At 37.3% G+C, this 24,344-nt stretch carries 25 protein-coding genes and 1 pseudogene; 4 read left to right on the top strand and 22 right to left on the bottom strand.

Annotation, left to right across the window (positions count from 1 at the left end):
* Nucleotides 1-423: 423 nt before the first annotated feature.
* From D5281_RS20190 to D5281_RS20235, 11 genes are all read right to left on the bottom strand, one after another.
* Nucleotides 424-1,080, bottom strand: a complete 657-nt coding sequence (locus tag D5281_RS20190; RefSeq protein WP_016227165.1) for a DUF6973 domain-containing protein — start codon at nucleotides 1,078-1,080, stop codon at nucleotides 424-426.
* Between the two features lie 11 nt (nucleotides 1,081-1,091).
* Complete coding sequence (locus tag D5281_RS20195; RefSeq protein ID WP_022742018.1) at nucleotides 1,092-3,413, bottom strand: ABC transporter permease; 2,322 nt, start codon at nucleotides 3,411-3,413, stop codon at nucleotides 1,092-1,094.
* Complete coding sequence (locus tag D5281_RS20200) at nucleotides 3,400-4,080, bottom strand: ABC transporter ATP-binding protein (RefSeq protein ID WP_016227167.1); 681 nt, start codon at nucleotides 4,078-4,080, stop codon at nucleotides 3,400-3,402. The genes D5281_RS20195 and D5281_RS20200 overlap by 14 nt, the downstream gene beginning before the upstream one ends.
* Nucleotides 4,070-5,431 carry a radical SAM/SPASM domain-containing protein gene (locus D5281_RS20205; RefSeq protein WP_160239731.1) on the bottom strand — a complete coding sequence of 454 codons (1,362 nt, stop codon included), beginning with the start codon at nucleotides 5,429-5,431 and terminating at the stop codon, nucleotides 4,070-4,072. The genes D5281_RS20200 and D5281_RS20205 overlap by 11 nt, the downstream gene beginning before the upstream one ends.
* The gene (locus D5281_RS20210) at nucleotides 5,428-6,357 is read right to left on the bottom strand and encodes a radical SAM protein (RefSeq protein WP_160239732.1); all 930 of its coding nucleotides are present in this window, start codon (nucleotides 6,355-6,357) and stop codon (nucleotides 5,428-5,430) included. Before D5281_RS20210 ends, D5281_RS20205 begins: the two co-directional genes overlap by 4 nt.
* Nucleotides 6,354-7,730, bottom strand: a complete 1,377-nt coding sequence (locus D5281_RS20215; protein WP_160239733.1) for a radical SAM/SPASM domain-containing protein — start codon at nucleotides 7,728-7,730, stop codon at nucleotides 6,354-6,356. Before D5281_RS20215 ends, D5281_RS20210 begins: the two co-directional genes overlap by 4 nt.
* A 67-nt stretch (nucleotides 7,731-7,797) precedes the next feature.
* Nucleotides 7,798-7,926 carry a hypothetical protein gene (locus D5281_RS26055; RefSeq protein ID WP_277935495.1) on the bottom strand — a complete coding sequence of 43 codons (129 nt, stop codon included), beginning with the start codon at nucleotides 7,924-7,926 and terminating at the stop codon, nucleotides 7,798-7,800.
* Between the two features lie 80 nt (nucleotides 7,927-8,006).
* Nucleotides 8,007-8,564 (bottom strand): accessory gene regulator B family protein, encoded by a 558-nt coding sequence (locus D5281_RS20220; protein ID WP_160239734.1) that lies wholly within the window; start codon nucleotides 8,562-8,564, stop codon nucleotides 8,007-8,009.
* 2 nt (nucleotides 8,565-8,566) lie between these two features.
* Nucleotides 8,567-8,707, bottom strand: coding sequence for a cyclic lactone autoinducer peptide (locus D5281_RS20225; RefSeq protein ID WP_129178905.1), 141 nt, complete (start codon nucleotides 8,705-8,707; stop codon nucleotides 8,567-8,569).
* A gap of 197 nt (nucleotides 8,708-8,904) precedes the next feature.
* Nucleotides 8,905-10,152, bottom strand: coding sequence for a sensor histidine kinase (locus tag D5281_RS20230; RefSeq protein ID WP_277935497.1), 1,248 nt, complete (start codon nucleotides 10,150-10,152; stop codon nucleotides 8,905-8,907).
* 10 nt (nucleotides 10,153-10,162) lie between these two features.
* Nucleotides 10,163-10,969, bottom strand: coding sequence for a LytR/AlgR family response regulator transcription factor (locus D5281_RS20235; RefSeq protein WP_081641893.1), 807 nt, complete (start codon nucleotides 10,967-10,969; stop codon nucleotides 10,163-10,165).
* Between the two features lie 619 nt (nucleotides 10,970-11,588).
* On the opposite strand from D5281_RS20235, the pseudogene D5281_RS20240 reads away from it, so the two are divergent.
* A pseudogene (locus D5281_RS20240) lies at nucleotides 11,589-12,391 on the top strand (IS4 family transposase); the annotation flags it as partial.
* Between the two features lie 73 nt (nucleotides 12,392-12,464).
* On the opposite strand, the gene D5281_RS20245 reads toward D5281_RS20240, so the two are convergent.
* The 6 genes from D5281_RS20245 to D5281_RS20270 form a co-directional block, all read right to left on the bottom strand.
* Nucleotides 12,465-14,153 (bottom strand): hypothetical protein, encoded by a 1,689-nt coding sequence (locus D5281_RS20245; RefSeq protein WP_016227172.1) that lies wholly within the window; start codon nucleotides 14,151-14,153, stop codon nucleotides 12,465-12,467.
* Nucleotides 14,154-14,211: 58 nt separating this feature from the next.
* Complete coding sequence (locus D5281_RS20250; RefSeq protein ID WP_147424670.1) at nucleotides 14,212-14,565, bottom strand: hypothetical protein; 354 nt, start codon at nucleotides 14,563-14,565, stop codon at nucleotides 14,212-14,214.
* A gap of 339 nt (nucleotides 14,566-14,904) precedes the next feature.
* Nucleotides 14,905-15,426, bottom strand: a complete 522-nt coding sequence (locus D5281_RS20255) for a hypothetical protein (protein WP_016227173.1) — start codon at nucleotides 15,424-15,426, stop codon at nucleotides 14,905-14,907.
* Nucleotides 15,427-15,439: 13 nt separating this feature from the next.
* Entirely contained in the window at nucleotides 15,440-16,390 is a 951-nt protein-coding gene (locus tag D5281_RS20260) for a ParM/StbA family protein (RefSeq protein WP_016227174.1), read from the bottom strand.
* A gap of 38 nt (nucleotides 16,391-16,428) precedes the next feature.
* Nucleotides 16,429-18,402: a recombinase family protein gene (locus tag D5281_RS20265; protein ID WP_016227175.1), complete on the bottom strand. Its 1,974-nt coding sequence runs from the start codon at nucleotides 18,400-18,402 to the stop codon at nucleotides 16,429-16,431.
* On the bottom strand, nucleotides 18,399-18,644 hold the full coding sequence (locus D5281_RS20270; protein WP_031271196.1) for a hypothetical protein: 246 nt from the start codon (nucleotides 18,642-18,644) through the stop codon (nucleotides 18,399-18,401). Before D5281_RS20270 ends, D5281_RS20265 begins: the two co-directional genes overlap by 4 nt.
* A 237-nt stretch (nucleotides 18,645-18,881) precedes the next feature.
* Here D5281_RS20270 and D5281_RS20275 point away from each other — a divergent pair, with 237 nt between their 5' ends.
* From D5281_RS20275 to D5281_RS20285, 3 genes are all read left to right on the top strand, one after another.
* Nucleotides 18,882-19,529: a sigma-70 RNA polymerase sigma factor region 4 domain-containing protein gene (locus tag D5281_RS20275; RefSeq protein ID WP_016227177.1), complete on the top strand. Its 648-nt coding sequence runs from the start codon at nucleotides 18,882-18,884 to the stop codon at nucleotides 19,527-19,529.
* A 155-nt stretch (nucleotides 19,530-19,684) separates the two neighbouring features.
* A complete protein-coding gene (locus D5281_RS20280; RefSeq protein ID WP_016227178.1) occupies nucleotides 19,685-20,599 on the top strand; it encodes a hypothetical protein in 915 nt (304 codons plus the stop codon).
* On the top strand, nucleotides 20,592-21,110 hold the full coding sequence (locus D5281_RS20285; RefSeq protein ID WP_016227179.1) for a hypothetical protein: 519 nt from the start codon (nucleotides 20,592-20,594) through the stop codon (nucleotides 21,108-21,110). The genes D5281_RS20280 and D5281_RS20285 overlap by 8 nt, the downstream gene beginning before the upstream one ends.
* A gap of 82 nt (nucleotides 21,111-21,192) precedes the next feature.
* Here D5281_RS20285 and D5281_RS26060 read toward each other — a convergent pair whose 3' ends face one another.
* The 5 genes from D5281_RS26060 to D5281_RS20305 form a co-directional block, all read right to left on the bottom strand.
* Entirely contained in the window at nucleotides 21,193-21,318 is a 126-nt protein-coding gene (locus D5281_RS26060; RefSeq protein ID WP_022742021.1) for a hypothetical protein, read from the bottom strand.
* 41 nt (nucleotides 21,319-21,359) lie between these two features.
* Nucleotides 21,360-21,713, bottom strand: a complete 354-nt coding sequence (locus D5281_RS20290) for a TnpV protein (protein ID WP_016227180.1) — start codon at nucleotides 21,711-21,713, stop codon at nucleotides 21,360-21,362.
* A gap of 182 nt (nucleotides 21,714-21,895) precedes the next feature.
* A complete protein-coding gene (locus tag D5281_RS20295) occupies nucleotides 21,896-22,288 on the bottom strand; it encodes a plasmid recombination protein (protein ID WP_160561861.1) in 393 nt (130 codons plus the stop codon).
* Between the two features lie 208 nt (nucleotides 22,289-22,496).
* The gene (locus D5281_RS20300; protein WP_160561862.1) at nucleotides 22,497-22,664 is read right to left on the bottom strand and encodes a hypothetical protein; all 168 of its coding nucleotides are present in this window, start codon (nucleotides 22,662-22,664) and stop codon (nucleotides 22,497-22,499) included.
* A 16-nt stretch (nucleotides 22,665-22,680) separates the two neighbouring features.
* The gene (locus tag D5281_RS20305) at nucleotides 22,681-24,201 is read right to left on the bottom strand and encodes a recombinase family protein (RefSeq protein ID WP_160561863.1); all 1,521 of its coding nucleotides are present in this window, start codon (nucleotides 24,199-24,201) and stop codon (nucleotides 22,681-22,683) included.
* Nucleotides 24,202-24,344 lie beyond the last annotated feature (143 nt).

Genomic DNA, 24,344 nt, shown 5'->3' on the forward strand with positions numbered 1-24,344 from the left:
TTCTCTTTCTCTATGCTGATGTCATTATATCGGTTAATTCTGTGACAATCAATCAGATTTATTTGAAGCCAGAATAAATGGGCAGCAACACTATTTGAAATTGGCGTACCCGTTGCGAATGTGATACCCTTCCCTCCGGTCAGCTCAGGGACGTGTTGTCAAGTGTGTTTTTAAACTTTTATAATCGTAAACTCTTAATTTAACCGATTGCTCTGCTTTGATTGGCTTCCATAGACTATCAGAAATTCCATTCTTGTAAAGCCTGCTAACGCACCGTAAAACGGCTTCGGACTTGACCAGAATTCCATTTCTGATGCAGGACAATCAAGCCAATCAATGGCGGTTTCCGCGTCCGGAACACCGGTTTCCAAAATTCCGGAATGGAGGTTTCTTGAAGCAAGAATATTCATTTGAGTTTAGTAATTAATTATTAAGCCAAATAAAATTAGTATTTTCATCATATACAGCATTATAAATTATTTCTGCTAGCTGTTCTTCGCTTGCTGTTTTATTATTTTCCCCAATAATTCTACCTTCTGCATTATTATGTATGTCCATATTTTTATGTTCTAATTTAGTATGCCCATCTACCTCCAAACCCGTAATATCCTTATCCTCGTGAGCCGTTGCAAACATTTCTGCTTTCTCACTTCCGATTAATATAACCATTTCTGCATTCCACATACCATGTCTAAATGCATCACTCCTATCACCAAGCCCATTATAACCAAACTTTTTTTCTGTCTGTGTAGTTGCAATATTTTTGGCTGTATTTACTTTTAATGCATCAAGTGGATATCTAATGACTAATTTTTTTTCTGTATCCGTTAGAGAATTCCAAATATTACTTACACCACTATCTCTTCTCATAGAAACCTGTCTTACTATAAGCGTTTCTATTTCTTCATTTCCCTTTTCTGGATTTTTCGATTTAATTTCAATAATAATCTTTATCAGTTCACCAAAATCATCATTTACTTGTATTGCTAAAGCATTATTTGCTGCCATAGCCTCAATATTAAATCCGATTATCATCCATATGCATATTACAAATGTCAACAGTCTTATTTTCTTTTTCATTGTATTCCTCTCTATACTTGTCGAATTATTTCTATTATGTTAATTTCCTTAACTTTTTGCAAAGGCATCAGTGATGATACAATTGCTGTAAATATAGTAATTCCAATAATTGTAATTATCATTTCAACAGGTAATCTCCATACGGTATTAAAATACTTAGCAACTAGATGACTATAAAGATAATAATGTAAAGGTACACCAATTGCTATTCCTAACGCCCCACCTCCACATGCATATAATAGAGCCTCCAGTATTACTATCTTTTTACATTGTTTTGTCGTCCCACCTACAGCACAAATCATCCCATACTTTTTCATATTATTCCAAACACTTATGCTCATACAATTTATAATATTAAAGATAGTTACCGCTATGATAGTTCCACAAAATCCATATACAAAGACTGCCATTGTTAAAAATTGGTTTTTGCTTTCTTCTTTTTTTTGTCGGTAATCAAATATACTAAATTTTTCTGGTATAATTTTAGTCATTAATTCCCATACTTCCTCATTTCCCTTACTAAATCTTATATCCAGTATGGAATAATCCATATTTCCTACTACCTGTTGAAACAATGCTTCTGCAAGCAGGCATCTCACACTGTCAGCCGAATCATATGGAAAATTCCTTAATACTCCTCCTACTACACACGCTATTGTATTGCCTCCATTACCTTTAATCAGTACCTCATCTCCTACTTCTAAACCACTTTCTTCATCAACTAATATTTCTTCTCCTTCTAATAACCTGCCTATATTTAATTTCCCAGAAATTATTTTGCTTTCTATCCATTCAAATTGCTGTTTGTCATATGATACAAGCAACGTAGAAAATACATTTCCATTTTTTTCCAATTCTGCATTGTTTACTTTACGTCCAACAACACTTTCTACACCACTTATTTCTTCTATTTTCCACTTTACTTCATCATGAATATAGTACTTACCTTCTTTATTATAAATAGAGGCATCCGGATTATATGGCTTTGTAAAATATGAACCTTCATAAATAAAGTTAATCATAACAGAAAAAGCAAAAATCAAAACAATATTCATTGCAAAAGAAGCTATCATAAGCCCAAGTGATTTTCTATTGCTTCCTGTCTGTCTAAGGCTAATTAGTAATTCTACTGGAATTTTTATCGTCCTTCTTTTTTTTCGGCATTTTATATCTTTCTGATAAGTTTCTTCATTTATCGCTGTTAATGGCGGAATACTGCATACATATCTTACCGGACTCACTGTCGCTATCATAACTGCTGCCAAACCAGTAAATATTCCAATCACAATCCCTGCTATACTGACTTGAAACACAAAAATATTTTCAAACATATCTTTATTAAGAAGTCGTAGCAATAATAAACAGCACCATGTCAAAACCACCCCGCTCCCAATCCCTGCGGGTATACTATGACACCATAGTATTTTTCCTTCTTTCTGCACACATCTTCTTAATTGTTTTGAATCTGCTCCTATACACCTAAGTAAGCCATATAATTGCTTTTTCTCATGAACACTTATATTCAAGCAATTTGTAATCATCAGAATACTTACAAGAAATACAAGACAAAATAAAATACCCGCTATCAAATATAAATTAGCGGCTAAGACAGATTTCCCCTTTCCCATAACTGCCAACAATATTTCATTTAACTGTATTCTGTTTTCTTCCAAATGATACTCTTCTATAAGTTTACATTTTACTTCATCGATTTCTTCCACATTTTGACATGTAATATAATAATCCCCACAACTATTTCCCAGTATCCTTCCGCCTTCTACAGACAACAAAAGACCATACACATCTCTTGCTGTAAGGGAAGAAAAGGTATCGCATACCCCTACAATGTCCAGGTTATACGTCTTTCCTTCCAACCTAACTGGCAGGACATCTCCTACCTTCAAAGCATAATCCTTCTTAACCTTTTTATCAATAACAACCTCTTCTCCGGTCTTTGCATATTGTCCTTCTAAAAGTCTGACATCAAACTGCTGTATGATATCCGCATCTCCGCATAGTATCCTGCACTCTTTCTCTTTCAATTCTCCTGTTGGTAACTCAACCAACCAGCCTGCATGACTTATTCCTTCTATTTTTTCTATATCAGTAATTTCAAAAGAAAGATTTTCCACTTTCATATGATAGTTTCCATAGATGTTCTTGACGGCCTGTATTTCAACATCTATTCCAATATCCGCCAAACTAAATACCGTTGTAATCATGCAAATAGCCGCCGCAATACATGCCACTGTAATAGTTGTTTTCTTTTTATGCATACGATAATATTTATATATGATTTCTAAATAATTATTCTTCCACTTATCTTCTTTCACTAACACAACCATCCTTTACATACAGTATTCTATCTGCTACTTTGGCAATATCATGATTATGAGTAATTAGCAAAACTGTTCTGCCATATTCTTTTGATATTTCCCACAATATTTTAATAACCTCCTGACTATTTTTGCTATCCAAATTGCCTGTCGGTTCATCTGCTAATATCAATTTCGGCTCTGTTGCCAATGCCCTGCCTATCGCCACTCTTTGCTGCTGCCCGCCCGATAACTGTGATGGAAAATGCTGTTTCCTTTTCTCCAGTCCCAATTTATTTATAATACTATCTATTTTCTTTCTATCCGGCTTATTATGCCCTAATGAAATGGGAAAAATTATATTTTCCTCAACGGTTAATTCCTGAATCAAATTAAAGGATTGAAAAATAAAACCTATGTTTTCTCTTCTAAATACTGCTTGCTGATCCAGTGTCATCTCTCTTTGTTCTATCCCATCAATTACTATTTTTCCGTTGGTCGGTCTGTCTAACATCCCTACAATATTAAGTAAAGTACTTTTTCCAGAACCCGATTCACCTATAATAGCAATAAATTCCCCTTTGTGTACTGAAAAACTTACATGATTCAGTGCCTTTACCTCACTATCCCCCGAACCATATATTTTATCGACATTCTCCATTTCCAAAATATAATTATCCGCCATAGCAACTTTCCTCCCCAAACAAATACTTTTTGTCTATATCAGTTAAAGAAATATATATTTTTAATGCTTGTTCCGTTAAAAACTTTTGCAATTTGCAATTACATTCTGCCGGTATATTTATATTTTTCATTAACAAAAGATTATCATGCATACATCCTCCAGAGCATATAGACTGACATATACAATATTTACATTTTTCCGGAATTTTATATAATTGATTATATATCACATCATGTTCAAATACATTAGTGGAAACATCCCCCATGCAAAACTCCTTATCACCCACAAATCGATGACATGGATATATATATCCATCAATATCTATAGATATTGCTTTAAAACCTGCTGCACAATAAACATTTCTCTTCTTTCCTTCATGAATTTCTCTTAAAATACTATATAGATTATGTCTTGCAATACACTCTTTATATTTATGCTCTAATAATAATTTTTCAAACTCTTCGCAATATAAAAAATAATTTTCGATTATTTTTTCAAAATCATTTTCCTTTAACATATTATTTGCTGGTGCCAAATGTACATATGCAAATCCTTCCTCCAACAAATGTGTAACATTTTCACTAACATTCAAACCAGCAGGTGTAATTGTACCCCTTGCTCCTACAACCATCTTATCTTGTAAGGCTTTTGCACCTTCAAGTATTCTAGAATACGCACCTCTTCTATGAATATCAAACCGATTTGCATTAGTTACACTTTCTATTCCATCTATACTAACCTGCACTAAAAAATTATTTTCTCTTAAAAACTGTACTATTTCATCGTCCGTAATTGTTCCATTAGTTGTTATGCTATAATGAGTTTTTTTATTATATAATATATCTTTTTCTTTACAATACCCCACCGAACGCTTTATTACTTCAAAATTTATTAAAGGTTCTCCTCCAAAAAAAAGAATTACAATATCTTTTGTGTTTCTAGAATGTTCATACAAAAAGTCTATAGCTCTTTTTGCAACTTCAAAACTCATTATACCTATATTTTTATATTCTCCGCCATCTCCAAAACAGTACTCACATCTTAAATTACATTTCTGTGTTACTAATAATGTCATGTCACATATATCTAATTTTTCTATCTCTATTTTTCGTATTCTATCTCCTCTTTCATAAATCAGTTTCATTTCTTCTAATTTATCAATCATTTCCTGTATATCTACTTTTATATCATACCTATTAACTCTTTTCCACATTTCTTCTTCAGTCGCTGGCTTATTTAATAGCACATCCTTGATTAAGAAATTTATCTTAAAAATTTTATTTGTTTCAGCAATATATACATAATTTTCTTTTTCGTTTTCTAATAACATATACGTATTATATATGATCATATTTTCCCCTCTATTTTCTCTATAGCATCATCAATAACTTTCTTATCAAAATAACTGAATATTTTACTACATGCATCACACATATCTACATATTGGCAATTGTCAACCAAACCAGGATTCATATCTCTAATAGTATTAATCAACACTTGTAAACCATTTTTCTTAATATAATTAGTATATATATTATTTTTAGCATTTACCAAAATTGTTTCAAATGAATCCACATAAACATTTCCCACACTTCTTATACTACTCATTACACAAGCACTTCCACATGGATATACTGTACCATTGGGTTCAATAAGTAACATATTGCTTTCATTGCATTTTCCTCTAATTGTATCACTCAAATAGAACAATTCTTTTGGTATTTTTACTGCATCTCCAATTGGATACGCTCTATATTGGCAAAATAAAATATTAGCCATTTCATCATCAAAATGTTCTAAAACATGCCGATTACCGATTCCATTTTTTAAAATTGTACAACCTATCAAAACTTTAATATCTAACATCTGGGAAATTCTAAAAATTCTTCGATAATTTTCAGTAGATATATGCTTCATATGGAAATCATCCAAACTAACCTTTATACTTCTTACACCATAGTGTTTGAGTTTTTCTAATTTTTCAAATGTACCATCCTTATCAGTTGCCCAAAAAGCATTAGTTGTAAATGTTGTTTGCATTCCTAATGAAAAAGCCAACTTGCATAATTCTAAAATTTCTTCATAATAGATAAATGGTTCACCACCAGTAATTCCTATAAGTTTAATTCCATTATAAGCAGAATCTCGTATTACCTTTTTTGCTACTTCCAAATCCATTTTTTCATTTCTGTTTGGTCCACATTTCAAACCACATATTTCACAAGTTCCCGTACATTTATATGTATACAGCAGCCCTACAGCATTATATTCTATCATCTGTTTTCCTCCCAATATTTGCAAAGTTTTCTAAATAAATCGGGTTCATTTACTTTAATCTTCAGGTATAATCTAAGACTAATATCAAATAATATTTTATTTTTTTCACACCACTCTTCAGCAGGTATATTAATATCCGAATTGTATACTAAATTTTCACACGGACAACCTTCCCCGCAATATAATTGGCAATAACAATTCTGACATTGTGCAACCTTTTGTTTCTCGAAAGGTTTAGAAAATACTGTGAAATCATGTTGCCTAACATTTCCCAACAAAAAATCATTCTCCCCAACTAAACGATAACACGAATATGCGTCTCCATTACTTGCGAATGCTGCAATCTTTTCCTTCCAAACGAAACAATTAATTGCATAGTTTCTAGTATGTAAATTTTGCATATAATCAAATATGTTGCCATAAATATTCTTACTTCCAGAAATCAAGTGCTGATACATTAAATCACTCAATATTTCAGTTTGGAATTTGAGTTCTTTATAATCTTTTTCTTGATATATTTCATTTTTGTCAAATACTATATTTGAGTAAACTTTATCTACTCCCATTTCCCATAAAGCAGTAACTGCTTCTTCTAAAAAAGGAATATCTTCTCTTCGTAATGTTATTTGACAATTTAAATTACTAATATGAGCCAACAGTTTTTTTGTGTTTTTTGCAACTAGATCCATACTTCCCTTCCCTGATGCAAACGCTCTATTTTTATTGTGAATTTTTGAAATCCCATCTAAACTTACACTTACTAAAAAATCATTTTTAATAAACATTTCTATAATACTATTATTTAATATTGTTCCGTTAGTAGTAATCATATATTTAACATTTCCGTTAATACTTTGCTTTTTTGAATTTATGTATTGTACAACAAATTCAATTACTTCTAAATTTAAGAGTGGTTCTCCCCCAAAAAAGCTTACAACGATATTCTGCTTTTTCTCTTCAATATTTTTTAACCAATAATCAACACACCTACGTGCAGTATCAATTGACATCATTTCTTGTTGGAGTCCATAACTTCCCCCTTTTCCGAAACAATACGAACATTTCAAATTACATTTTTGAGCGACATTTAGGAACAATGTATTAAGTGAGTGCACATTTTTCCCACCTATTTTTTGATATGTCCTTAGTAGTAAATTTTGTTCTGATAATATACCATTATTCATTGCTACAAGTAGCCCTTTTTCTGCATTTTCTATTTCTTCCACTGTAAACTTTTCTGTTAATTTTTCATTTCTATTTAAAAGTATTTCATATAATATTTCGCTAATTTCAAAAATATTTCCTGTACCACCATCAAATGCAAAGTATCTATGATTTATTTTTTCTAATTTGAATGTACTATTTACTTTCATTTTTCCCTCCAATCAGAAAAATCGGGTGATATTATTATAAAACTAATATCACCCGATTTTACGTACACTAATGGATAAACGGCTGACAAATACCTTCGATTGATCCACAAGAGTCTGAATGTCCGCAGAAGATAAATCCATCATTGTCCTTAACTTCTTTGTCCTCTACGTTTACCTGAACAAACATCTTATCCATAACCTTGTCCTCCTTCCTTTAATGATTATATTATCTCCTCAACAAGGAATGATAATATCAAATATGATCTTTTCTATTAATTATTCTGTACTCATTGCGACTTTTCTATATTTTATATACCCTCCTATTAAAGAAATTCCAACCATTGAGCATGCAACGGCGATAGGCGTTGATATATACACAATTGATGCCTTCTTTAAAATACAATATAGTACATAATAAATTAATGCTATTTTTTTAGCTCTTGTTCCGTATTCTTTCTTTTCTTCATACTCCAATCTATGCACAACACTGTCTATAGGAGATAAGAATATAATTATAAGCAAATTGATTGTTTGAATTAAAATTCCTACATTATCATCACATTGTAATATTTTAATTCCCATCAATGCGATAAACAGAGTAATGAAAGAAAGAAAATAGCATCTTATGGGAGTATCCGCATGATACCCACCTGCATATTTTCTTAATGCACTAAAGCAAAATAAAAAAAATATACTTTGCCATACTATACCCAACAGATACCCCGCCATTATTGTAACTATGGTGCTTATAGATATAACTATACTTCTTCTAATACCATAATTTATGATTTCCTCTCGCTCTTCTTCTGACAGTTGCTCAATCTGAATACTCATCTTTAAAACTTCCTTAATTTTTTTACCGCCTTAGGTATCTCTGGTTGATAATTAATAAATGGACATGTTGTATTTGCTTCAGAAATCGCTGCCCTGATTGCAATTTTCTCAATTATCTTTTTTAATCTGTTATGCTTTTTCATTTTGTATCCCTCACTTGTATAATGATTCATTTGTTTTTTTGATAATATCATATTTTCATATCTTAATTTTCCAAATGGCGAAATTCATATATATTAGGGCGAAATTTGTACAAAAAAAGCCTCTCCATTGAAATAGGTCTGGTAAACCTAAACGATGTGAGGCAATAATATGTAAGTGTCTGTTAAATTTTCTATTTCTACAATAAAGCATATAATATAATTTTTACATCAAAAATATTATCTTTGTCTGATATCTGCATATCCCCCTTGTAAGTATCAACCACGTTCTTGACATTTTGCAATCCGATTCCATGAATCCGCTTCTCTTTCTTTGTGGTAATATAAATTTCTCCTTTTCTTTTTATTGCATTATCATAACTATTTCTGACACGAATAAAAAGCATACCCCGTTCATAATTTAAAAATAGTTCCAACCATCTTTCCTTTGACTGCTCAGCTGACTCTATCGCATTCTCCAATAGATTCCCGACAATGACATTTAAATCAAAGGAACGAATTGCCAATTCCTTTGGGATATTTATCTCGTAATTAACATGATTAAGAACTGTCTTTGCTCTGTTCAGCATATAATTCATCAGACTGTCTACTTCCTGATTTCCACTGCTGATATACTCATGTGGATTTTCAAGATATGCCTGCATATCACAAATATAGTCCATTACTTTATCATCATTTTGATGCCTCGCTAAAATCATTAATTCATTTAAATGGTGCTTCATATCATGCTTTAGTATTCTTACTTTTTCTTCCGTTTGTGTCATAATATTTAATTGATTGGCATAGCTAGCAATCTGTCGTTCAAATAATGCTCTTTCCTCTAACTTTAAATAAGCATCAACTAAAACACCATATAAATAAAATATTAATAGATTAATAAGCAAAATCCCAACACTTACAGAAATTAGTATCATTCTGCTATTCAGGTTGTTCATAACCAATATTAGTAAAATCATTATACTAATAGCAGGGATAGCAATTAATATGTTTCCGTGAAATGGTATAAAATCCTTACTTTTATTCTTCACCAAAAATCTCTCTACAACAAATTCACAAATAAGTATTAAAAAAGTAGTAATGTATACTGTCATTCCATTTGCTTCTTCACCTACCATGTAATTACCAAAGGAATATACTGCTATAATGTCACAAAACATATTGATTCCATATATCAAAAGAGTAACCAATACTTTTTTCTTCTCTACCCCCACATATAATCGTGTAATAAAATAAATCAATAATAAATTAGTTATGATGTTTAATACGGGAAAGTGAAAAAACGAATGAACTAATACTGTCAGTGAAAAGAAAACAAAATAACATATCCTCTCCTTTCCCTTTTCTTCAATATTTATTTCAAAAAATATTGACATGAATCTTTTGAGAATGAATGTTCTAAATAAGTTAGTGCTTAAAACCGTAATCATTTCTGCCACATTATTTTTCCTCCCATTTATATTTCATAATCTGTTCCCTTACTAATTTTCGATATGGAATACTAATACTCAATAAATTATCTCCCTGCATTCTGATTGCTTCATAGGAACACTCTACCATATAATCTAAATTTATAATATAAGACTGATGAATCATGATAAAATTATGTGGTAATTCTGAAGCTATTTCTTTCAGTTTTCCATTAAACTGTCTTTCGCCCTCTCTTGTAACAATATTAATCTTCTTATTCTGGCTATAGAAAAATATAATTTCTCGAAAAGAAATCTTGTAAAAATAACCTTTCGAATAATACTCAAATTTTTGATTTTTCAATTCGTAAAAATGAATGCTCTTTAAAAATACATTTTCTACAGTTTCTGTCTTTAATGGTTTAATTAAAAAGCCTATCGGTTGCACCTCAAAAAGCCGCATTGCATAACTGCTTTTAGATGAAATATATATGATAATTAATTCTAAATTTTTCATTTTCTCTCGTATAAAATTACCTACCTGAATTCCGTCTGTGGTAATTAAGTCTATGTCCAAAAACAGCATATCTAAAGTATTTTCCCTTTTTAAAAAATCACAAAGACTTTCTCCGGAAAACCATACACTTGTTTCTAGCCCTACCCCATGCTTTTTTCCCAATTTATAAATCATATCTTCCAGTTCTGCACAGACTTCTTTTCCATCATCACATATCCCTATATGAAACACATCATATCCTCCCCCAATTTTTGTTTTATACTCAAACTTCGCACTTGAATAAGTGTTTATGCACCTTGAACATTCAATAATTACTGGCATTAAAATAGCATGAAACCATCTGGTTTGGTATAATTGAGTTGTTCAAAACAATTAAAACACCACAGGCTCATGCCTCAAGTAGATATGGGGATTGCTCCCCATACCCCTCATTAGAACCGTACATGCACTATTAACGCATACGACTCAACCCAATATTCTTTCATTGCAAGGTGTGCCCCTTCCCTCCACCGTTATTAACGGTTTCTTTGGTACTATGAGCACTTCAGACTTCCTATTATCCATTTAATTTCCTCTCTTGTTCCCTTAATTGTACATCATACCCTATGCCAGGGGGATAATAAGACCCCAACTGTTCTGTATTATATATTTCTCATCAACCTCTCCAAGCTCTCGGACTGGGGGATGCCCCTGTCCCTCACCATAGCGGTTACAGAGATGTTGTCTGCTACGAACGCAAACGCATCGACCATTTCCGACCTCATACTAATTTGCAAGCTCTATCACTTCACTTTCGTTTCGGCTCTGTTGCCTCTGTCCTATGCTTAAATCTGATGTTGCCACTTCGACTCCAAGGACTTGGTACGGGCGGTTGATTAAACCTTTCCCGACAGGATTTTCCTGCTATATAATCAGCTATGCTGATTTCTCAGCTCGCACTATGAATAAAAGTATAACACAAAACAACCAAAATGATAAACAAATTTCTAAATCTATCCGAAGATTTTTTACTATTTTTTACTAGATTTCATGTTTCATCTGTATTAAAAACGGCTAATGCGTATAAAAAGAAGGGAACTCCTGCAGTGGAAATCTTTCAGTACCTGTTTCTTTTGATTTTTTCAAACAGAGGCATATAAGAACCTTATTTCATGAAGAAATACTCTGGCTTTTGCCAAGGATACTGTATACCGCTTTATGAAAATGGTCCAGATCAACTGGATCCGTTTTACAACCATTCTTGCAGGCAGAATCATCAGAGAGGCAATCCTTCCGCTGGATTCACAAGACCGCGCCAACGTATTGATCATCGATAATTCTATGTTTGAACGCAACCGTTCAAAAAAAACGGAACTTCTTGCAAAAGTATATGACCATGCCAGACACACTTATAAATTTAGTTTCCGTATGCTCACGCTTGGATGGTCTGACGGAAGTACTTTCCTTCCGATTAACAGTGTGCTTCTTCCACCTGAAAATAAGAAAAACTGGATCAATCAAGCAGAGCCTGTCGAAAAAAGAACCGTTGGTTATAAACGGCGTGCACTTTCTATGCAGAAAGGAACACATGCCATGCTGGAACTCCTGTCATCTGCTAAAAAAGCAGCCATTCCTGCAAAATATGTCCTTTTTGACAGCTGGTTTTCCTCTCCAAGCGCCCTACATTCCGTTAAGGAAACTGGGTATGATGTCATCGGAATGATAAAGAAAACCCCGAAAATGTTCTTCCGTTATAATGGGGAAGTCTAATGCTGGAACATAGACTGGATGTCCCTGCTCACACTCTCTCCCACAAGCAGACCACCATCTGCCTATTCTACCTCGCCCCTTTGTCATTTTGCCTTGCCTGATGCACCCTGCCTGCTTCTCTTTCTTTTATAGCCCTCTCTTTTTGCCTAAGCCTGTCTCTGACGCTCTTAGTATCCACCACTTTTTCTCCATAAGTTTTCTCGTACTCCGCACAAGCTGCTTCATAATTCTGATTCTCTCTTTTTGCCACATCAAGTTCCTTATAGAATGCCTGCATAGAATCAAAATGATGTTCTTTCACAATAGAAGAAAGCCTCTTTTTCATATTGAAAATCTGATTATCAAAGCTGTCGATCTCCTGCTGTAACTCCCTGCGCCTGCCGCCTTTGAAGATGCCCGTACATTCAGACAATTCTTTTTTCAGCATATCCCTCTGTTTTTCACGCCCGAATATTGCCTTGTTCTGGTCTTTCAGCCTGCCCTCAATCTCTTTCAGCCGGGGATATTTACTTGCCAGTACGGACGGTTTTGGCTGCGGCGGTCTTTCTGCTGGCTGCTCTTTTTCAACCAGAACAGGTTTTCGCTCCGCCTTTACCTGTTTAATAATGCTTTCTTTCTCTTTGGAAGCAGTCATTGAATATTCTGTATTCTTTTTCATATCGAGTTTTCGATGCGGATCTATGGGAAATGGTATCTCCTTTCTTTCCGGCTGAAATCCTGGATCATCTCCTGCATGGATACGGCTGTCCGTTTCTTTTGATGTTTCCTTTATGGCACTGACACCATTTCCGATCACTTTCTCCACTATATCAATCACCTTCTGCATGGCTTTCATAATCAGGAGTTCTAACAACAAAATCGCTGCCCTGACAATCTCCCCGAACAGCTCCGGCCTTTGTCCGTTCTGCTCCACGGATTCTTTTACTTTATCCGTTATCTCCGTCTTTTTAAGCTCCACAATCTCCGCTTCTGATACGCCGCTTACAATCGCACGGTCAACGGTTCTGTTCCACTCCATGCGTATTTCATTGTCCGATTTGATTTCCTCCGCTTTCGGATTATTTTTGCCAACCTTCTTTGTCGCAAGGTACGGACCGTTTTTATCAAAAATACTTAACCTGTCCCTATCATCAAGCACCATCTGGTTGATTAAATCCGTATAAAACACTTTTACCCCATCTAAAAAAGATTCTTGCTTAAAGCGTTCATCTTTGACAGTGAAAATTTTGCGTTCATACACCTCACCTTTTTTAATGATTTTACAGCCTTGACGGATATTCCCATCTCCGTCAAGAATCTCTTTCTTTGTCCTCACATGACGCCCCTGCTCATTGTAGAACATATTCCGAGTGGCAATTTTCTCTGTCGGCTGTTCCAGCCGCTTTCTCTCCGCAAATACCATATGGATATGCAGATTCGTTTTACGTTTATTGTGGTGGAGCGCAGCAAAGCACTCCACGCCGTACTTTTCCTTAAATTCGTCTGCCATCTTTTTCAAAAGATAGTCATGCTCATAGTTGATAAAACTCTCCGGAAGTGCAATCATCAGCTCCCTTGCCTCAATGCACTTCCCATTCGTGCCGCTTTTTTCAAATTCCTCCTGATTACATTTGGCAAGCTCCCGCCAGAATGCCCTGTCCGGCTCCGTTGTATAGACTTCATAGAGATGCTCCTGCTTGGCGTGGCTTGAAATATAAGTGATGCGCCCTGATAAGTCATGCAGCTTTGCCATTTCTATAAATGAATTTCTTTTCATAAACGCTTTTCCTTTCTTTTGGCGGATAACCTGCCACCGCATTTTTTGTGAGCAGCCATTATAGGACGGCTGTCTGTGAACCGATGCCCGTATCCGGGCAGTCTACGGCTGTCGCTTTCTGACAGCCGCAGGGGGCTTTGTTTTGTGAAGTCCCCTCTGCAATGCTGCACATCTGTCCTGAAATGTAGCCGTAAGCAGCAGCGCCATCTATGCGCCCGTCCTCTGGGCGGCATGGATAAATACAGTCCGGTTTTTTCGGACTGTATAAATTCACACTTGCGTGAATTTGCCCCCGGCAGGGCGAAATCCCCGGAGCATAAACCGAAGGTTTGTGCGTAGGGTGTATTTCGCTCTCAAACGCCGAGGGCTTAGGGGAGAGCTTGCGCCCTCCCCGGAAATTAGTTGCTGACACTCTCTGAACCACTCCGAAGCAGTCCGTGGAACAGATTCTTTACAGGCATAAAAAAGCCGCCTGCCTGAAAACTGGTATTCCAGTCTCAAAACAGACGGCTACATTTGCACCCTTATTTGCAGCCTTCCGGCTGCTTTCTGCCCTTATTTTGCGGGCTTGAATGCCCGCCCTTTATTATGCAGCCTTTAATGGCTGCCCCTTGTCCTTGTTTTGTAGCCTTTCGGCTACCTTTTGTTAGTCTTTTTTCAAAATACGGCTACATTTATACTTTGATATAAAAAATCCGCAAAAATAAGGCTACAGTAAACCTAATTACCGTAGCCCTGCCCTATAAATATATTAAAATGCGTCAAAATCAATCAAATCATTGTCCGGCGGCTCTGTGGCATTCTCTGATACAGCTTCTTCCTGCATATTCCCCGCATTCCGTATCGTTGCTTTCGTAGCAGCGGGAGAAACTGTGCCGCCCGTCACATTTCCACTGTCTGCGCCGTTTAATGATTCCTGCCCGCACACCATGCCGCCCTGCGCCGCCTGATAAGCCCCCATAGGAACGGATAAAGGAAAAAGCTGCATCTGTGCCATATACATACCAAAAAGCGCCGGGAGATTGGACATTACTTTCTTTTCAACCGCTTCCACGATACGCTCTGCAAAAGCATCCTCTTTCTCCCGTGTTTCCAGATAGGGATCATACTCTGCCGCCATGCGCCTGTTATAATAATCATTGACCGCCTCTATCACAAATTTATTCTGCGACTTGAACATCTGCCGTATCTTTGGGGAGTGCAGAAGCTCCCACGCCCTGCATTCGTCCCCTTTTTCCATGTTAAAGCGGATATTATGGTTTTTGTTTTTCATTCAAATGCGCCCCTTATCCGGCTGATGCCATTGCTTTCTGCCTGCGGAGTTTCATATAACAGAAATATTCGTAGCCTTTGGCGTTTGCCCGTATATCATGGTTAAAAGTAACATTATCGCTGTCATAACTGCCCACAAGCTCCACAACCTTCGCCCCACCGCCCATGACATACAGTTTCATAAGATTAGGATTGTAACCATGCGCTTTCAGTTCTGCAAATATCTTATCCACATAGGATTTTGCCGCTTCCTCCATGAGCTGCTGGTATTCCCCGCCCACTTTTGTATCGCCGCAGCGCAGATAATTCTCAATAATTTCCATCGGAAGTTCCTCCGCTTTTCTGTCTAAGATGTGGTCACGGATCACCTTAAAACACTCGCCCACGCCAAGCCGCACTGTCCACGATTTGCTTTCGCTTGCCTTGCCATTATTGAGTATCATCACGTTCATCGTCCCATTCCCAATATCAGCTACCATGTGCATACCCTTAAAATCCGGCAGGCTCTCCGCTATCGCTGCATAGCACTGTGGCATGACCGTACAGTCCACAATGTCAATCAAATAACGCCTGCCCGCATACTTATAATCTACATGACGGTTCTGCATCATATACTCCCGGAACGAATCCCGCTGTGTCTGAACCCATTTTAACGGAAGTCCCACCGCAAGATGAATCTTTGCCGTTGACAGCCCTCTTGCGTTCAGTTCCTTTGCTATGGCGGCAAGGGTAATGATATAATTATCGTCATCCATGCTCTTTTCCGCCACAAAATCCTTATGCCCCTCGCCTATGGTGTAATAGCTGCCTTCATATTCCAAATAATTCCTTGTAAAAATAGGCGGCTGGTCGCTCCTGCTCACGGAAGTCGGGAAACAGCACCTTGCCGTCTTATAGTTCCCATAGCCTGCATCCACGCCTAAAATAATTGTCCCGTTCATGTTGTAATCCCTGATCTTTGTCATATAAAAATCCTCTCTTTCATGGTTTGTTTTTAATAAAATTATCTGCCATACTTGCGTTTCACTTCTTCTTTCGTCGGAAGGCTGCCGTCTACGATAACTTTATTTTCCCCGGCTGTTATGGCTGCAACCTGCTCCGTGCTGTCTGTAAGCAGAAGTCCATCCGCTGACTGCCTCGCTTCCTCTATCTGTTTCTGCCTGTCTGCGGCATTTGCACCCTCAATCAGCTGCCGGATTTCCGGTCTGTGCTTCTTGCGGTATGCTTTTTGGTACTCCCTGCTGTACTGGCGGCGTTTCCGTTTCTTTTCTTCCTCTGCAATTTCTTCCTCCGAAAGTTCCTGCGCCGGAAGATCCACCTTCCCGATATAATTTAAGAAAATCTCAATCTCCTGCACACGGTCTCCATCCATTTTCTCTATTTTGTGTACCAGAACCTTGTCCACAAATTCATTGACGATGGCAGGCGTAAGTTCCTGAATGTCAGTGTATTTATGCACAAGCAACAAAAATTCTTCCGTCCTGTCCGTATCTTCTTCAAACTGCATGAGTTTTTCCTGAATTTCTCTCATGGAAATCTCAATCTCCTGCTGTTCCTTTTCATAATCGGAAGAAAGCATTTCGTATCGCCTGTCCGGCAGCTTTCCCATTGCGTTGTCCTCATACACCTTTTTAATCAGCAGGTCAAGGTCTGCAAAGCGTTTCTCTTTTTTCACAAGGTCTGATTTCAGCTTTTTTACCTCGCCTTTGTCCCTGACCTGTGATGCGCTCCGCATACTTTTTATAAATGCCGCCTCGTCCATGCGGACGCTTTTTAAGGCATACTGTATTGTTTCAAGGATAAGTTGCTTTACCGTGTCCTCTTTGATGGAGTGGGAACAGCACACCTTTCTGTTCTGCTTTCTGGCACTGTTATATGTCCCACAGTTAAAGCCTGCGGATGTGTGTTGGACTTCCCCGTTCGGAATCCCACGCCAGTCCCTGCCTGCCCTCGTTGTTCCCCTGCGGTAGTGCATTTTTCCACCACAGTCTGCACAATAGAGCTTTCCGGTCAGCATACTCCCTTCCCCGCTGGTATCAAACCTTCGAACAGTTTTTCTTAATTCCTGCACCATATACCAAGTCCTGCGGTCTATAATCGGTTCATGGGTATCCTGAAAAACAAGAATCTCGTCACTGCTGTTTTTGACTGCTTTCTTGTCCTTATAGGATTCCTTGTGGCTGCGGAAATTTACGGTATCTCCCATATATTCCGGTCTTTCCAGTATCCGTGCAACCGATCCGCCCGTCCAGTTATAAGGAGTTTCAAAATTACACATAGTTTTATAATTCCCCCTGTTTCTGGTCGCCTGATAATATGATGGTTTCTCAATCTTTTCTTCCGTAAGCTGCTTGGCAATCTGGAACGGTCCCATGCCATCCACTGTCAGCCTGAAAATCTTCCGCACAACCTCCGCAGCTTCATCATCGACAATCCAAAGATTTTTGTCATCAGGGCTTTTTACATAGCCATATGGCGGATTGCTCGTAATCGGTTTTCCCTCTTTCCCCTTTGCCCGCAAAACTGCGGTGATCTTCCTGCTGCAGTCACGAAGATACCATTCGTTCATGATATTCAAAAAAGGGGCGAATTCACTGCTGGTGTTGTTGGTACTGTCAACACCGTTGGAAACAGCAATAAAACGGACACCCTTCTCCCGGAAGAATACCTCGGTGTAGAATCCCACCTGAAGGTAATCCCTCCCCACACGGCTCATATCTTTTACTATGACTGTGCTGACGTCGCCGTTTTCAATCCGGCTTAACATCTGCTTCCATCCCGGTCTTTCAAAACTGCCGCCGGAAAATCCGTCATCCGTAAAATGCACCGTGTTCGTGTACCCGTTATTTTTTGCGTAGTCTTCCAGCATTTTCTTCTGGTTGACTATGCTGTTGCTGTCCCCCGCAAGATCATCGTCCCTTGAGAGTCGCTCATAAAGAGCTGTTATTCTGTTGTCACCAGCCGTCCTGTTGTTCATTCCGAACTCCTTTCCGGCGGCTGGCTCATCTGTGGTGAATCCATCTTAACATAACTTTCCGTGCCTGTCACCATTTCATTCAAAATTAAGCGGGGAATTTTTTCATCCAGCGTGTCTGCGTATCCCGAACCCGTATATACCCTGACCTTGAAAAGCGTCCCTCCGATTCTTCTGTAAAAAAATCCAGCCTCATGCGGGCTGGTTTCCATCATCCTGTCATTATCCGTTTTTACTGTTTCCATGCATCCTCCCTTGCGCATCCGGCTCACTGCCGTTATAATGTTTCTTATGCTTCCGTTATTTGTAACCATATTTTTGTGTTATCCGTATCCCATATTCCCATTCTCCTTTCTTGTAACCAATTTTTAAATAAAAAGAATTACATCTTTCACTAATGGGAGAAAAACGGCTATAAAAACGGAAGTGTTTTTGAAAAAACTGCTACAAAATTTTATTTTTTTGCAAAGGACTGACTATAAATGCCGAAATACGCTGAGTTCCAGACATTCAGGGAACAAAACTTAATAACCGAAGCTGACGGGGATATGCTCCACCGTGAAGCCCGTGCGCTTGCCCTCCGGCGTATCGAGGAAAGCGCACGGACAGAGGAGGATTTCAGGGAAGTCATTAAATGGTGGGATAAACTGGATGCTAACAGGGAACGCAGGGAAAGGGATCATGAAAAAGGACGCTCCGTTGTCCCTCTGGAATGGGGCACAGACGAACCATATCTTTCTGACAGGCCTTCCTATGACACGGTTTTAAGAAGGCTCATGCTTGCAGGCGATTTCATTGACCTCATATTTGACTGCCCGGAAACGCTACATGAACTTGTCACGGATGCGGATTTATCAAGAATATTAAAAGACCTGAAACCGCATCTCAAAAATATGCTCTATTATCTGTTCCTGCATGATTACTCTGCTGCGGAGTATGCGGAGAACATCGGACAGTCAGACCGGAATATCCGTGGCATTCGGGAGACTGCACTGAAAAAGATACGGAAACTTTATGGCGGCATACTCGCATACAGACAAGAGAACAGCCTTCCGATGACGATTGATGAAAAATATTTCTTAAACAATGGCGTGCGGAAGAAAAAGGACAGCAGACAGCTTGACCGATAACAGGTAACTGCTTATAATATAGGAAGTATTACATCAGATGATGCAATGAGCGCAAGAGAGGAAAGAGGGAGCTTGCTCACTCTTGACGAACGGCGAATGCCGATCATGAACGAAGTTCATGATATGATAGATTGATGGATTGGAGCAGATTTTCTATGAAGAATTTATTTGAACATACCAGCGCACCGTGGATTCGGTACAGCAACTACGAATATAAAACAGATAATAATGACAATCTTTACATAACCGTTTCCAAAGATGCCAAGCCGGAAATGTACCGCCCCATGCAGAAAGCAGGACAACTCGTTATGGATGCCGTAAATGTCGGACTTGCCGCCATGCACAAAGTCCCGGAAGAAGAACTGAAAGAATCTGTCCTCGGTTTTGTGCGGAAGTACGGTTTCCTCGGCTTTATGACCGCCCTGCCGACAACAGCGGATTTTATCACCTATGAATCCGTGTATCTTCCCAAGAACCACTTTATAAAGGAAGAATCCCTCTCCACTGAGGATTACCTTTCTTATTTCTATCCTTTTAATAAGCCGGATTTCAGAAAAAAAGGCGTGGAATCGGGATGGTCTGTGACTGACCGTGAGGGCATTGCAATCGCAATGGCTATGGGGAATGCGCCGCAGGCTGTGACGATGGGATTCCAGAAGGAATATGCCGAAAAGTACGACTGGATTGTGAAAGAGTTTACTGACCTTGCGTTTACGTTTATGACAAGTTTCCTTTATTACCTCGATTATGATTCGCTTGACGAAGATACCCGCAGCCTGTACCGTCAGGGCATTTCCGCTTTCGGCGGTATTGCCCCAACTTACCGGATCGCACTTGAAAAGGATGCGCCCGTCATTGTATGGGACTTCCATTCCCTACTTATCATGGTTCAGATGTGTTTCTCCTTCATGCTCACGGATAAGGACAGCGATATGCGGATGTGCAAGCACTGTAAAAAAGCTTTTATTGCAAGCAGAAAAGGAAATGAGTTTTGCAGTCCGCAATGTAAAAACCAATATAATGTATACAAATCAAGAGAAAAGAAAAAGGGGAACAAAAACGATGATTGAAAACAGGAATGTAAATATCATAACCGATGCTGACGGTAAAAAGCTGGCCTTGATTAACGATATACGTTTCAAGGGCAAACGGCAGATTGACTGGGATGATGTAAAACAATATCTTGAGGGATATGTCGGTGACTATTACGAAATTGAAGAAAGTGCAGAACGTATTTATATCGGAAATGAACTTCCGGAAGAATACACGGAATCAGAGAGCCGTAAAAGCCTTATGGGGGCTAATGCGAAAGCTAAGGCAAATGCCGCCACTGCAATACCGGAGCTGATCCAGATAGCATCCAATCCGGCTTATGAGGAAAACCGCAAGGAAAAACACAATAAAAATGCCAAATTCGGCTGGTACAGGTATGATGTCCGTTTTGCCCTCCCGGTCTATGAAGAAAACGTACTCGTCAGATACAATATTTTCCATGCCCGGCTTCTAATCAACCACGCTGAAAACGGCAAAAAATATCTGTATGACATTTTGGCAGTAAAAAAAGAAACGAGCAAGCCGTAACAAGATGTACGGTGAAAACCCATTTCTTATTGTCAATAATAAGCTATTTTTCCCGTCCTGTCAATCCCCGATTTTGATTTTTTCAAAATGCCGCCATTGGCATTTCTAATGCAATGGGGGAACTTTGTTCCCCCTTAACTACCCCATAGCAGGAAGCGCAGAAGATGTCAAGACCGCCGCAGGCGAGGCAGAGCCGATGTCTTGACATCTTCTGCGCTTCCTGCTACCACCTGCGGGATTTCCACAAAATTAAAGAGAATAAATCAAGTCATGCAGCACTATTTCCTCCGCCCTGCTCCTGATGCTGTTTGTTTTTTGAATCCAAAGCAGCCAGTCATCGGATTTTAGCTGCTCCGTCACACCCTCGTTTTTTGCCATCTGTCTTACAAGCCTGTCCATCATTTCATTACATTCCTCGTCAATCTCTGCAAGATGCTTCCATAAGGTTTCCGACAAAAGCATATAAGAATAAATGCCCCTGTGGTTTTCTTCCAAAAACCGCTTTCTCATTCTCCCATACTTCCCGATCTGATATTCTATTGTATCCGAAAGTTTGAGATCAGGGATTAGATAATCGCCTTCCCAATGATATGTAATCTCCATATACAACCGCCTTTCTTTGTGCTAAACTGTTTACAGATACGAATAAAAAGAGCTATCACCCACTTTCTTTACCACAACATCTGCAAGTTTCCATTCACCACAAATGAGCCAGCCGCATATGTTGTATTTTAGCAGATGCCCCATTTCCGCTAAAATACTGCGTTTGCCGAAAATGTTTACATCTACAGTTCACAACATATCACATCATCAAAATGCGTCCACGCACTTACAATGTTATCTCTACCATATCTATCAGCCGTAAATTTTACCATCTCTTTAAATATCTCATTTTTTTCTTCATATGAGCCACTAAATTCTTTTGGTATTTGAATACACCAAGTGCTTAATGCATTGTAATTTTTCTTCCAATGTTCAGCTGTTGGACTTTCTTTTACAGCTTTTTCAACAAACTCTTTATCAGTCAATCCATCATTTCTTTCAAATAGATTTTGATTTAATTTTGTCATATCTTTATCTATAAGACTCTCTTTTTCAGGGTCAGTATTTTGGTTCAAGTGACTATCGTGTGCTATCATATGGCCCACTTCATTTAATTTATTATTTTGTAAATTCAATTATATCAGTCCTTTCTTTATAAAATTATCACTTCCTTTCCTTTTCTCTCTTATCTAAATTATATCATTTTCGCATTTCAAATAGCAAGGCTTCAAAGTTGAAGGTTAGCTTGTTAGCCTTCACGAAGGCAACAAGCAAGGGTGTTCCCCCTTGACCCCCTTTTTTCCAAAAAATCACAGTTCATATAAAATGAAAAAAGCGAAAGCTCTACGCTCTCGCCTCATTGATAAAAGTTTCATTTTTGACTGAATATCTATCTTTATATCCACAATTACGATTTATATTTTTAAGTAATGTCTTATAATTGATTGCATCAATTTCAGATGCAAAAATAGCCTTTAAAGTTTCGTTTTCATAAACAGAATATCTCAACATTTTTGATTTCCCCCTTTCAAATTTTCCATTCTATTTCTATATTTCCAGTTTCATCTAAAAAGATTTTATTGACTACAATTTTCAATAATGCTTGTTTCTGTTCTTCGTCTAATTCATTATAGATTACATTTTTTACATTTACGAGTTCTGGATTTATTTGTTGTAAAATCTTCAAAACACGATATTCGATTTTATCACTTGGAGAAACATCAATTTGCATTTTGTAATTTACATCAGCAAGTTGTTTTTGTCTTTCTTCAATTCCTGAAAGTAATGGTTTATTTGTTATTGGGTCTTCTGCTAATAAAGAAACAATGTTATTTATTTCATTTGAAAGTTTATCAATTTGAGATTGATATTCTTCTTTCTTTTGTTTCCATTTTTCCTGATTTTCCATAAAATTATCAAGATACTTTTGCATTTCAATTCCGACTTTTTCCTGAACCATTTTTACTCTAATACCTCGAAAACTAACATCACAGACACCTCTTAATTCGCTTCTACCAATGCAACTCATACTTCCATATTTACCTTTGATTTTGATTGCCCTACCACATTTTTTGCATTTTACTAATCCAGACAATTCACCGAATTTCCCTTTTGAAGTGTTATCTCTACTTAAAGCAACATTCTCACTTAATCGTTCTTGACACATTAAGAATGTTCTACTATCAATTACACCTTCCCAATTTGTGATAAATACTTTCCATTCGTCTTTATCATTCATAGAACTTTTTCTTTGAGATTGGTCTGTTTTGTTTAAAACTTGACAAGCATTTATTCCGTTCCAGTCCTCTTTATCATTGAGAAACTCAACACCTAAAGCCTTATAATAGTTGTAAAGTCTTTCATCAGCCTTAACATAAATTGGATTGCTTAAAATGATTTTTATTGCTCTTGCAGACTTAACTATTCCTTTTTCTTCGTGAAGATACCTAACAATTTTATGTAGACTGGAATTGCTATCATATGCATACTTTTGATATATAAGTTTTACGATTTCCATATCTTCAGTCGGTTTTAAGGTGCTTATCTTATTTTTTGTTTTTCCCAGTTTAAATCCATATGGTGTATTTCCACCTAACCATCTTCCATCAGTTTCGGCTCTTGCATAGTAGGAATCTTGAACTCTTATTTGGATATTCTCTCTTTCCATTTGAGCGAAATTGATTAAAATGCCCATAAGCAGCCTACCCATAGGAGAAGCCGTATCAAATGCGTCCTTGACTGAATAGAACGCACAATTATGTTTTTCCATAAAATCGTAAAGATTATAGAAATCTACGATATTCCGACTTATTCTATCCAACTTGTAAACGATTACCTTTTCAATGTTTTCCCTTTCGATTTCACTTATCAGCTTCTGCAGTTCAGGTCTATCCGTATTTTTTCCAGAATATCCCCTATCCTTAAAGATTACCACATTAGCATTTTTATCTTCCCTTGCTATCTGGTTCTTGCAGTCTTGGATTTGAGTTTCAATAGATAAGCTGTCCTTTTTATCAATAGATTGTCTTGCATATATAGCGATTGCCATTTTAAAGCCCCCTTTATTATGTTATCTGATATAAGTATTATAACAGAAAAGTTGACTTTTGGCAATATAGGTTATCCGGCAGTACGGGGTGCTTGTGCCGGGGATTGCAAGACCGAGGGCGGGCGGCGGCTATGAAATCATAG

The organism is Parablautia muri (assembly GCF_009917485.1).
GTDB classification, from domain to species: Bacteria; Bacillota; Clostridia; order Lachnospirales; family Lachnospiraceae; genus Suilimivivens; species Suilimivivens muri.